Below are 11,418 nucleotides of genomic sequence, written 5' to 3' on the forward strand. Positions count from 1 at the left end.
GGTGATGAACATCGGCACGACAGGCATCTGGAGTCCGGAGCTGCGTCTGCACCGCGACGGCGCGCAGATCGCCGACGCCGCGGCCGAGCTCGACTCCCAGGGGTGGGGGGCCCTGTGGATTCCCGGGCTGGGCGGCGGCGACATCCTGGGTGACGCCGAGCGCCTGCTGAGCGCGACCGAGAACACCGTCGTGGCCACCGGCGTACTGAGCATCTGGCGCCACCCGGCCGAGGAGATGGCCGTCGGCCACGCGCGGCTGCGCAAGGACCACGGCCACCGCCTCCTCCTGGGCGTCGGCGTCAGCGACGCGACCGCCGCCCAGCGCGCCGGCGGGACGTACCGTCCGCTGGCCGCGCTCGACGGTTATCTCGACCGCCTGGACGCGGCTCCGGATCCCGTCCCCGCCGACGAGCGGCTCGTCGGCGCCATGGGCCCCAAGCTCACCGAACTCGCCGCCCATCGCAGTGCCGGCACCCATCCGTTCCTCGTCACTCCCGACTTCACCGCCACCGCGCGGGCCGCCCTGGGAGCCGATCCCCTCCTCGCGCCCTACCAGGCCGTCGTCGTCGACGGCGATCCGCGGCGCGCCCGGGCGACCGCACGACGTTTCCTCGCCCCCTTCATCCAGATGGGGCACTACGCCAAGAGCCTGCTGCGCCAAGGCTTCTCGCAGGACGACATCGCCGACGGCGGCAGCGACCGCCTCATCGACTCCGTCGTCGCCCGGGGCACGGTCGACTCCATCGACGCCCGGGTCCGGGCACACCTCGACGCGGGCGCCACCCACGTCGCCCTGCACGCCATCAGTCCCCGCGACGGGCTGCCGCGCGCCGAGTGGCGGGAACTGGCTCCGCTGGTCCGCTGACCGGCCCGGAGCAGCCGGGAGCGGACGGGGCCGCGTTGCGGACACCACCCGACGGGCGGACACAACCTGACGCAGCGTCTCGACCCGGCGGCGCCGGGCGTGCGCCCCCGGCCATGGTTCCTCACGACGCGCGCCGTCCCGTCGGCGGCCGCTCCCCCGCATGGCCAGGGGTGACATGGACAGGAGGTGGCTGAATCGTCAACCTTTCCCTAGGGTGGCCCCATGACCGAAGCAACCCGCTGGCTCACTCCTGTCGAGGAGCGAGCATGGCGTGGCGTCCTGCGGATGCACGATCTCCTGGTGAATCAGGCCGGCCGATCCCTGCAGAGCGAGTTCGGACTGTCAGCCACCGACTACACCGTCCTCGCCGAGCTCAGCCGGGCCCCGGACGACCGCCTGCGCATGAGGGAACTCGCGAAGGTGCTGGGGTGGGAGAAGAGCAGGGTCTCGCACCATCTGTCGCGCATGGCGAAGCGCGGTCTCGTCGAGCGTGAGGACTGCGCCGACGACGGACGGGGGGCATTCGTCATCATCACCGCCACCGGCCGCGCGGCCATCGAGGCGGCCGCCCCACATCACGTCGAAGACGTCCGACGGCTGTTCCTGGACCACCTCACACCCGGCCAGACCGCACTGCTGGCGGAGATCACCGACACGGTCATCGAGCGCCTGGAGACGCCGTAGGCGGACTGTTCCGGCACCGCGTGGTCAGGTCCGTCGGACGTCACCGCACATCCCGGCGCCGCAACCGCCGCGCCCGGGCGCACCGGTGCGGTCACAGCGCCCGTCCACAGCGGCGCGGCCACTACGGGGGCGCCACGTCCTGCCGGACGGCCTTGTCGACGCCGGTGACGACCACGGTGACCAGGCAGAGGGCGATGACGGTCTCGGCCCAGAGGAAGGCGAACCAGTCCAGCACGCAGCCGATCGGGGGTGTGCCGGGGGCGGTGTTGCGGAACGCGGCGAGGGCGAACAGGGTGGCGGCCATCCAGGCGAGGCCGGGCCAGACGAGGCCCTCACCACCGGTCGTCAGGTACCAGGCCCCGAGGAGCACGGACGCCGCCAGCGCCCACATCACCGCCATCATGAAGACCGCGAAGACGAGCAGGCTGGCCGATCGCGCCAGCTCCAGCGCCACCACGGCCTCCTGCCGGGAGGCCGCGGGGTGCACGGAGACCGAGAACAGCGTGTCGTTGTTGGAGAACAGCATCCGTACCGGCACCTGCTTGCCGCCCAGGCGCGCCCGGAACGCGATGTCGGTCGCGTAGCTGTCGAACGGGTAGTCACTGATCGATCCGCCGGCGAGGGCCACCTGTACGTCCTTCACGGCGAGCCGCTCGTGGGCCGCGAACTCCAGGTCGCCGAGGGTCGCCCCCGAGGTCTGGAGGCTGAGGTCGGCCACCGGTGCCGCCCCGCCCGCCTCGCCGAGCGTTCCGCGCGGGGTCACCCAGACCCGCAGCACCAGCTCTCTGCTCGCGGCGTCGACACTCTGGACGACGGCCGCCACGTCCACCCGGTCGGCGGCCGCGGATCCGGCGGTGTGCACCGTGTCGACCGCCTGGCGCTCGGTGTACTGCAGCCAGGAGCCCACGGCCACCGCGACCACGATCAGGAACGCGACGGCGACGAGCACGGGCAGGACGGACCGCCCGGAACGTCGTGGGCGGGGCGCGTCGGCAGGCGCCGTGCGGCCCGGACGCATCACTCGGTCCAGATGTCGAGCAGCTGGTCCGCCGCCCGGAAGTTGTCGGGTGGATCCGCGTCGCACACGACGGTGACGGCGGCTGCCGGGGCAACGATCGTGCGCGGATCCAGCGAGGTGAACAACTCCTGCTGGACGAAGGCCGGGAACGGCTTGCCGCCGGCGAGGAGCGTCTTCGCGGTGACGGCGCGCCCTGCCGTCAGATCGGCCTGCCCTCCCCCCGCCTCCCGGACGACACTTCCCCGGACGGGCCCGGCTGCGCGGCAGCCGGGCCCGTCCGGGGAATACACCCGTTCCCGGAGAACCTCGGCACTGCGCGTTTCCGGGTCGTCGCCGCTCGCGCAGGCCTGCGGGTGCGCCACGTCGGCCAGTACGACGACAGCCCTCGCGCCCGCGGCCGTACTCACCGACACCGTCCGACTCACCGACACACCACCTGCTTTCGCGACCTGGAACGCGGTCGGCTCAGTGCCGTCTCGAAGTCCGGAGGGCAGGGTCGGTCCGCTGCGGCTGCGCCGCTCCCGGGAGGTGCCGTACCGGGGCGTCGGTCGGCACCCTGCCCAGTCGCCGGAGCGATCGGCACACGCCGCCGGCCGAACGGCCCGACGAGGAGGGTGCGCTCTGCCCTGCGGCTCCGCTCCCGGCCCGACAGTCACGGACGGGATCCCGCGCCCCTGCCGACCGTCACGGGGCCTCCCGGCCGACGGCGAGGCCGGGTTCACGGACCGCACATGATCCACGCTACGGGGTGGTCCGAGGACGTGCACGCGGACGAGGCGGCGGCAACGACGCGCGTGCCGCTGCCTCGGGCGTTCGGTTGAGCGACGCGACCGCCGCCGGAGCCAGGAGGCTCCGTACCGGGCCGACCGAGTGACCGGACGAGCAGCCGAGCAGCCGCCGGGAGACCGGCCGATCCGGGTGACCGGGGAGCACGCGATGCGAGGTGGGGCGGGCTGCTCCAAGTGGAGGCGACGAGTGGTGGCGGCCGTCGCCCGAACGCAGGCTGGCGTACGCGCCCTGCCCGGCCATGCGGCGGGGCGCAGCCATGCCAACCGTCCCCCGACCGGAGTGGCCGGGGCGTCAGAGAGACGAGATCACATGGCGGAGCACGACATCGGTCCCGGGCCCCTGCCCTCCCTCTCCAGGACCGGGACACCCCTACGGGGCCGGGCCCGGCACTCCCCTCCACGGTTCGGCCGGAGGGCGCGTACGAAGGCGGCCCTCCTCGCCGCGTGCGTGGGTGTCCTCGGCGCGGTCGGGACCGCACCGAGCAGCGCCCAGTCACCGCCCGCCGGCGGACCGCCGCCGCGGCATCCCGCGCGGTTCGTGCCGGGACCCTGCCCGCGGACGCCCGAGCCGGTTCCCGGACGGTGCGGCTTCCTGGAGGTCCCCGAGAACCGCGAACACCCCGGGAGACGGACCGTCCGGCTGGCCGTCGCCATCATCCCGGCAGCGTCGAAGGCGCGGGCCGCGGACCCCGTGGTGTTCATGGAAGGGGGTCCCGGCGGAGACGCGTTCGGAGCCATCCCCTTCCTGATCGACTCCCACGTGAACCGCGACCGCGATCTGATCGTCGTGGCCCAGCGCGGCACCCTGCACGCGCAGCCGAGCCTCGCCTGCCCGGAGATGGACCGCTTCAACGCGACCGCCGTGGGCCTGCCCTACGACGCGCCGTCCACCGGACGAGGGCTGGTACGCGCGGCGAAGGCGTGCCGGGACCGTCTGACGGCCGACGGGATCGACCTCAAGGCCTACAACACCACCGAGAACGCCGCGGACTTCGCCGCCCTGCGCAAGGCCCTGGGCATCAAGAAGTGGAACGTCTACGGCTACTCCTACGGCACCGACCTGGGCCTCACCTATCTGCGCCGGCACCCCCAGGGCGTCCGCTCGCTGGCGATCGACTCGGTCGTGCCGCCGCAGATCGTGAGCCTGCCGTGGGCCTGGGACAGCGCCCAGGAGGGGATCAACGCGATCTTCGCGGCGTGCGAGGCCCAGCCCGCCTGCAAGTCCCGCTACCCGCACCTCTCCCGCACGCTCACGGAGCAGGTCCGGCGGCTGGAGGCGAAGCCCCTGAGGCTGACCGTACCGCCGCCCGGCGGCGGAACCCCGGTGAAGGTCGTCCTCGACGGGGGGACGCTGGTGAACCTGCTGGTCGCCGACGGCCGGCTGGTACCCGCGGTGGACGTCCCCGCGGCGCTCTACGAACTCGCCGCGGGCGATCCTGAGCGCCTCGCGCGGGCCCAGGCCGCCGGCGCGACGCCCGCCATCGGCGAGTTCGCCCACGGTCTGACGCACTCGGTGGCCTGCGCCGAGTGGGTTCCGGGCTTCTCGAAGCGCGACGTGCTGAAGGCGGGTCGCCGGGCCTTCCCCGGATGGCCGGACTCGGTCCTGGCCCACGCGCCGCAGCTGCCCTTCGAGCACGACCTGTGCCGGGTCTGGAACGTCCCGGACCGTACCGCGGTCCAGCGCGTGGCCACCCGCAGCAAGCTGCCGGCGCTCATCATCACCGGAACCTTCGACGCGAAGACCGGGGCGAGCTGGGGACCGTTCACCGGCCGTACGCTGCCCCGCTCGACCGCCGTGGTGATTCCCGGAATCACCCACTGGGTGGTGCCCCAGGAGCCCTGCGCCGCGTCGGTCCTGGTCTCCTTCCTGGCGCGGCCGACCGCGCCCGACACCGGCTGCGTGCCGGGAGTCGAACCCAAGCCGTTCACCATCGTCCCCTGACCGGAGTACGCACGATGTCCCCTGGTACGACACTCAGCCGGCACCCCGCGCGACGGCTCCCGGCAACGCTGGCCAAAGTCACGGCCGGCGCCCTCGTCGTCGGCCTCGCCGCGATGCCCGCACACGCCGGGTCCGGCGCCGACGGCCCGATCGGCACCGTCGCCCGCACGGTGGGCGACGCCCGTTTCGAACCGGGCCCCTGCCCCAGAACCGCGGACCCCGTCCCCGATCTCGCCCGCGCCCGCTGCGGCACCCTCACCGTGCCCGAGAAACGTTCCCGGACCAAGGGACCCGAGGAGCCAGAGGGGTACGGGAGCCACGGCGGCCGCAAGATCACCCTCGCTGTCGCGATCATGCCCGCGCAGAGCCGCAGTCCCGCTCCCGACCCGATCGTCTGGTTCGCCGGCGGCCCCGGCGACGACGCGGTCTCCGAGATCCCGATGGCGCTCGCCGGCCACCTGAACCGCGACCGCGACGTGATCTTCATGTCCCAGCGCGGCACCTACTCGGCCGACCCGGAGCTCACCTGTCCGAACATCGACCGGTTCAACGCCCGCGCCCTCGGCCTCGTCTCCAACGCCCCGTCCACCGGGCGGCTGCACGTCGACGCGACCCGGGCCTGCCGCGACCGCGTGGACGCCAAGGGCGCCGACCGCAGCGCCTACAACGACATCGAGAGCTCGGCCGACTACGACGCCCTGCGCAAGACACTGCGGGTGAAGAAGTGGAACGTCTTCGGGATCTCCTACGGCACCCACCTGGCGCTCAACTACATGCGCCTGCACCCGAAGGGCATCCGTTCGGTCGGCATCGACGGCGTCCTGCCGCCGTCCATCGCCGGCGGCGCCGTGACCTGGAAGGCCGCGCGCGAGGGGTTCGACGGGCTGTTCAGGGCCTGCGCGGAACAGCCCGCCTGCAACACCCGCTACCCGAACCTGAAGGCCACCTTCCTCCGTCTCGTCAGTGAGCTGGAGGCCGAGCCGATCACGACCACCGTCACGGTCCCGGTCCACCCGGAGCCGGTGAAGGTCGTGCTGGACGGCGGCAACCTGGTCACCTGGCTGACCTCGGCCACCCATGTGGCGGCCGGGGTGCCGCGTTCCATCGACGAGCTGGCCCACGGCAACCCGCAGCGGATCGCCGAGCAGCTCGCGGGCGGCAAGTACAGCCCGCAGGCCATCGGAAGGGTCGCCCACGGGCTGGTCTACGGCATCTTCTGCAGCCAGTGGACGCCGTACGAGAGCCGGGCCGACATCGTCCGGGGCGGACGCCGCGCGTTCCCGTCGTTCCCCCGGTCGATGCTGGCCAACGCCCCGCAACTCGCCTGGCTCCACGACGACTGCCGTGCCTGGGACGTCCCCCCGGCGCCTCCGTGGATCCGGGACGTGACCCGCAGCGACATCCCGACCCTCGCCCTGTCCGGCGGGTTCGACGCCCAGACGGCGCCGAGCAACGGGGCGTACGTCGCCCGCACGCTGAGCCGCTCCACCGCCGTCACGGTCCCCTACGTCGCCCACGTGGTGTTCGCCGACTCGGTGTGCGCGCAGACGATCACCACGTCGTTCTTCGCGCGCCCGACCGCGCCGGACACCAGGTGCCTGGCGGGACTCCAGCCGCCGCAGTTCGAGATCGCGCCCTAAGCCCCCCGGGGCCCGCAGCCTCCCAGAGGGTGGCGGCTGCGGGTCCCGGCGGCACAGGCCGCCACCACCGGGCCGGTGCGGCTGCCGCCGGCGGCGCGGGCGCCACGCCCCGCAGCCACGGCACCTCGCCGCCGGTCGCAGGCTCCGGGCGGCACTTGGCGAGCAGGTCCGGGCAGGCGTCGGTGGCGATCCGGTACAGCCAGGCCCGGAAGGTGGACCGCCCCTCGAAGGTCTCCCGCCGCCGCCAGGCGCGGAGGAACGTCTCCTGCACGGTGTCCTCGGCGTCCTCGAACGACCCGAGCATCCGGTAGCAGTGCACGTGCAGCTCCCGCCGGTGCCGCTCCGCGAGCGCCGGGAACTGCGGCTCGTCGACCTCGCCCGGCCCGCTCACATCCAGCTCCTCCAGCCGCGTGTCCGCACTCATCACGTCATCCTTCCGCCTCGCCCTGTCCCGTCGCAGGTGTGACGGGCGCGGGCGCGAAAACTCATCACCGGGAGTCGTCCCTTGAGTGATCTCCGGGGGGGGGCGCAGGCGCCACGCCGGGTTGTTCGGCGGGGCTGGCCACGCCTGTGACCGTCGTGGCCGCCGCCCGTTGCAGGAGGCCCTGCCGCTGCTCGACCGCACCAGCCACCGGGCTGGACGGCCGGACGGTTGAACGGCCGGACGATCGTGCCCCTGCCAAGCGACGAGCGCCGGCGGGGCCTCCTGACAAGGTGGGTGAACATGTCCACGGAGGCCGTTCAGAAGCCGCCGTTGCGGGAACTGTGGGTCCATGCGCGCACTCGTCATCAACTGCACTCTCAAGCCGTCCCCGCAGCCCTCGAACACCGAGGCCCTCGCCGACACCGTCATCGCGGCACTGAAGGGCCACGGAGTGGAGGTGGAGGTCGTCCGTGCCGTCGACCTGAACCTGAAACCGGGCGTGGAGACCGACATGGGCGACGGCGACGACTGGCCCGGCGTGCACGAGAAGATCCTGTCCTCACAGATCCTCGTCATCGCTTCGCCGACGTGGGTCGGCCGCCCGTCCTCGGTCGCCCAGCGTGTACTGGAACGCCTGGACGCCCTGATCAGCGAGACGGACGACGAGGAGCGCCCGGTCGCCTACAACCGCGTCGCCGGCGTCCTGGTCACCGGCAACGAGGACGGCGCGCACCACGTCATCAGCGAGATCAGCGGAGCCCTCGGCGACATCGGCTTCACCATCCCCGGCCAGGCCTGGACCTACTGGCACCTCGGTCCCGGCCCCGGCCCCGACTACCTCGACGACAACCGCGGCCACGACTGGGCCACCTCCACGGGCCGGGCGATGGCCTCCAACCTCGTCCACGCCGCACGCGCCCTCAACGCGATGCCCCTGCCCGCACCGCCGTCCTGAGCTCGACCGGACCGAGGCACGTACGTGAGGTCGTCGCGTCGCTTGCCGCGGCGCGTGCGTCCCGTGGCCGGGTACGCAGGACGAGAGGACCGAACCGCGCCCGGCCCGGGACCTGTTGTCGGCCAGGATCGTACGCACGGGGAATCTCCGTCGGCGGAACCGGGTTGCCCACGATCACAACGGGGTGGACCGAGCGCCACTGCGGGGAGGGAACGGGAGCCCATGAGCCTTCGCCAGTTCGAATACGCCCTGGCCGTCGCCGAGGAGGGGTCGGTGACGGCGGCGGCGGAGCTGCTGCGCGTCGCCCAGCCGTCGGTGTCCCAGCAGATCCGCGGCCTGGAGCGGGAACTCGGCGTGACGCTGTTCGCCCGCACGCCGACCGGGCTGGTGCCCACCGCGGTAGGTCGCGCGTTCCTGCGGGACGCGGAGGTCGCGGTGAGGGCGGCACGGCGGGCGAAGGCGACGGCGCGGGCCGGTGCCGACGAGCTGGAGGGCGAGCTGGTGGTCGCGGCGCAGATGGGACTGGGCACGCGGCAGCTGCCGGGCGCGCTGAGCGCGTTGCGCCGCCGTTTCCCGCGGCTGGAGATCACGGTCTTCGAGGAGGCGAACCCGGCCGAACTGGAACGGCTGGCGCGCCGGGGCGTGGTGGACCTCGGCCTGATCGCGGGGCCGTGCAGGGAGGGCCTGTACGAGGGCCACCACCTCGGCGACGAGGAATTCGTGGTGGTGCTGGGTCCCGAGCACGCGCAGCTCGCCGCGGACCGGGTCGAGCTGCGCGTACTGGCGCGGGAGCCGTGGATCAGGTTCGACCACGGCAGCGCGCTCGACGGTGTGCTGCGGGGCGTCCTGCGGGACAACGAGCTGGCCCCGGCCACGGTCGCCCGTGTCTCCCAGACGGCGACGGCGGTGCGCTGGGCCGCCCAGGGGCTGGGTGTCACGCTCGTTCCGACCTCCGCGGTGCTCCCCGGTTTGGAGCACCTCACGCGTCCCGTCTTCCCCGCTGTTTCGATGCCCACCATCGCCGCGATCCGGCCCGGCGCGGGCCCGGCGGAAATGGCCTTGCTCGAATTTCTGCGCCAGGAGACCTGGCCTCATACCGGTTTTGCCGGTGACGCTCAGGGCCTGCTCACCACTGGGTGACGCCGCCGTCCACGCTTGATTCGACGCCTTGGTGCAGGTGGTGTCGACGGCCGGGGTACGTCACCGCCCTGGCGACTTCTTCCGGAATTCCGGATCGCCGCGCAGTTTCTCCGCGACCCGTTCCGCCGTGGACTGGTCGGAGGCCTCGGGCATCGTGCTCTCCAGGGTTTCTTGGCCCGGGCCCCGGCTCGCTTCGGCGACGTCAACGCCGGTGTCAGCCTCAACCGACGGGGAACTCGCCGCCGTCCACGGTGAGGTTCTGTCCGGTCAGCCAGCTCGCCCGGTCCGATACGAGGAACAGCACCGCGTCGGCGATGTCGTCGGGCCGGCCGTCGCGTCCCAGCGGAGGGGTGGTGTTGTCCTGGCCCGGCCCCTCGTCCAGGCGCGCCCACAGCTCCCGCGTCGCCTCGCCGCCGGGGGTGGCGGTCCGGCCGGGAGACACCGCGTTGACCCGGACTCCGAACGGGGCGAGTTCCAGGGCGAGTCCCCGGCTGTAGTTCTGCAGCGCCGCCTTCGCGGCCGTGTAGTGCAGGAACGGCGGCGCCGAGGTGGGGACGGCGGCCGTGGAGACGTGCACGACCGCACCCGAACGCCGTTCCCGCATCCCCGGAGTCAGCAACGAGTCCAGTCGCACCGACGCCAGGTAATGGAGGTCGAGTTGGTCCTGCCACTCCTCGTCGGGGATGGCCGAGGCGTTCTGGAACGGCCGCGCCCCGCCCGCGTTGTTGACCAGGATGTCCACCCCGCCGAACGCCTCGTGCGCGGCCTCGGCGACCGCTGTCGCGCCGGCCCGTGTGCGTACATCGGCCTCCACGAAGGCGGCGCCCTCCGGCACCGTCTCCGGCTTCGACCGGGCGGTCGCGAGGACCTCGGCGCCCGCGGCGAGCAGTTGACGCACGACGGCCGCGCCGATTCCACGCGAACCGCCCGTCACCAGAGCCCGCTTTCCGGCGAGTTCTCCCTTTCCCGATCCGTGCTCCATCGTGTTCATTCCACCGGCCCTCTCGCTTGGGTAAGCCTTGCGTACGCGTCCGCTCGAAAAGGAAGAAGTGAGGTGCGCAGAGCGCGAATCCGTGGAGGAATCGCGATGGGCACCTCATCGAGCCGTTTCACGCTACGTCCGGAAAACAAGGAGGGGCAAAGATGGAATGTCAGCAGACCCCCATAGGCGATTCCTATGGCGTACGTCCGCCCTCCTCCGCCCGCGACGGGCGCAGGAGGCCGGCACGTCCCGAGCGGCGGCACCTTACGTGCACAGGCCCATCGACGGCTCAAGCGGCCGGGCGCCCCCGCGTCAGTCCTTCGGCGTCGCCGTCCTCGGCCACGGAAAGCGGGAGCGGGAACGGGAACGGGAACGGGCAGAGTCTGCCCACGGCGCTCGGCAGCACTCGGCGATCAGGCCCCACCGGGCAGCGCGCTGCCGTCGGTGGCGCACAGCACGGCGCCCAGCACCTCGTTGCCCCGAGTGCCGTACCCCGGGAAGGTGAGCATGTCGCCGGGGTTCGCCCACCGGCAGGGGACCTCGTTTCCGTCGCCGTACACGACCGTCACGGAGTAGGCGCTGGAGCAGTCGTTGGTGACGAAGGTGTAGCGCCAGTCCGCGGTGAAACGCACACAGTCAGGCGCGGCGACCTGGCTCCCCGGGTACTCGGCAGTCGCCTCGTGGGCCGCAGCGCCGGACGCCGGGATCACGCACAGGGCCACGGCACAGGCCACGAAAGTTGAACGCACGTAACGCTTCATCGCATTGCTTCCCTTCACTTGTCGAACGGGCATCACCAGAGTACGAGGGCTCGGACGACACTGAAAGATTTTGCGGCAATTTTCAAAGCTTTTCAGTACGGCTTTCAATGACGCGTACGCATGGCATCAGAGCCCAACAGCCAGCTCACAGCGCCTCTATGACACTCCCTCAGCTTCTGGAGGGTGAGACCCACAGGATGCGGACGCGGCGACGCAACC

At 72.4% G+C, this 11,418-nt stretch carries 11 protein-coding genes; 6 read left to right on the top strand and 5 right to left on the bottom strand.

Annotation, left to right across the window (positions count from 1 at the left end):
• Positions 1 to 4: 4 nt before the first annotated feature.
• Complete coding sequence (locus tag J2X68_RS25580; RefSeq protein ID WP_310434919.1) at positions 5 to 865, top strand: TIGR03620 family F420-dependent LLM class oxidoreductase; 861 nt, start codon at positions 5 to 7, stop codon at positions 863 to 865.
• A 285-nt stretch (positions 866 to 1,150) separates the two neighbouring features.
• Positions 1,151 to 1,549, top strand: coding sequence for a MarR family transcriptional regulator (locus J2X68_RS25585; RefSeq protein ID WP_310434989.1), 399 nt, complete (start codon positions 1,151 to 1,153; stop codon positions 1,547 to 1,549).
• A 121-nt stretch (positions 1,550 to 1,670) separates the two neighbouring features.
• Here the strand turns inward: J2X68_RS25585 and J2X68_RS25590 are convergent, their stop codons facing one another.
• Complete coding sequence (locus J2X68_RS25590) at positions 1,671 to 2,504, bottom strand: DUF4436 family protein (RefSeq protein ID WP_310434990.1); 834 nt, start codon at positions 2,502 to 2,504, stop codon at positions 1,671 to 1,673.
• A 62-nt stretch (positions 2,505 to 2,566) separates the two neighbouring features.
• Complete coding sequence (locus tag J2X68_RS25595; protein ID WP_310434920.1) at positions 2,567 to 2,992, bottom strand: hypothetical protein; 426 nt, start codon at positions 2,990 to 2,992, stop codon at positions 2,567 to 2,569.
• A gap of 673 nt (positions 2,993 to 3,665) precedes the next feature.
• Here J2X68_RS25595 and J2X68_RS25600 point away from each other — a divergent pair.
• A complete protein-coding gene (locus J2X68_RS25600; RefSeq protein ID WP_310434921.1) occupies positions 3,666 to 5,297 on the top strand; it encodes an alpha/beta fold hydrolase in 1,632 nt (543 codons plus the stop codon).
• A gap of 14 nt (positions 5,298 to 5,311) precedes the next feature.
• On the top strand, positions 5,312 to 6,937 hold the full coding sequence (locus tag J2X68_RS25605) for an alpha/beta fold hydrolase (RefSeq protein WP_310434922.1): 1,626 nt from the start codon (positions 5,312 to 5,314) through the stop codon (positions 6,935 to 6,937).
• Here J2X68_RS25605 and J2X68_RS40320 read toward each other — a convergent pair.
• Positions 6,849 to 7,790, bottom strand: coding sequence for a sigma factor (locus tag J2X68_RS40320; RefSeq protein WP_399040805.1), 942 nt, complete (start codon positions 7,788 to 7,790; stop codon positions 6,849 to 6,851). The two genes, J2X68_RS25605 and J2X68_RS40320, sit on opposite strands and share 89 nt — an antisense overlap.
• Between J2X68_RS40320 and J2X68_RS25615 the strand changes: the two genes are divergently transcribed.
• Positions 7,711 to 8,316 (top strand): flavodoxin family protein, encoded by a 606-nt coding sequence (locus J2X68_RS25615; RefSeq protein ID WP_310434923.1) that lies wholly within the window; start codon positions 7,711 to 7,713, stop codon positions 8,314 to 8,316. The genes J2X68_RS40320 and J2X68_RS25615 overlap by 80 nt on opposite strands.
• Positions 8,317 to 8,538: 222 nt before the next feature.
• Positions 8,539 to 9,456: a LysR family transcriptional regulator gene (locus J2X68_RS25620; RefSeq protein WP_310434924.1), complete on the top strand. Its 918-nt coding sequence runs from the start codon at positions 8,539 to 8,541 to the stop codon at positions 9,454 to 9,456.
• A 220-nt stretch (positions 9,457 to 9,676) separates the two neighbouring features.
• On the opposite strand, the gene J2X68_RS25625 is transcribed toward J2X68_RS25620, so the two are convergent.
• Both J2X68_RS25625 and J2X68_RS25630 read right to left on the bottom strand, forming a co-directional pair.
• Complete coding sequence (locus J2X68_RS25625) at positions 9,677 to 10,447, bottom strand: oxidoreductase (RefSeq protein WP_310434925.1); 771 nt, start codon at positions 10,445 to 10,447, stop codon at positions 9,677 to 9,679.
• 404 nt (positions 10,448 to 10,851) lie between these two features.
• A complete protein-coding gene (locus J2X68_RS25630) occupies positions 10,852 to 11,199 on the bottom strand; it encodes an alpha-amylase (RefSeq protein WP_310434926.1) in 348 nt (115 codons plus the stop codon).
• Positions 11,200 to 11,418: the final 219 nt, after the last annotated feature.

The organism is Streptomyces sp. 3330 (assembly GCF_031456635.1).
Lineage (GTDB): Bacteria > Actinomycetota > Actinomycetes > Streptomycetales > Streptomycetaceae > Streptomyces.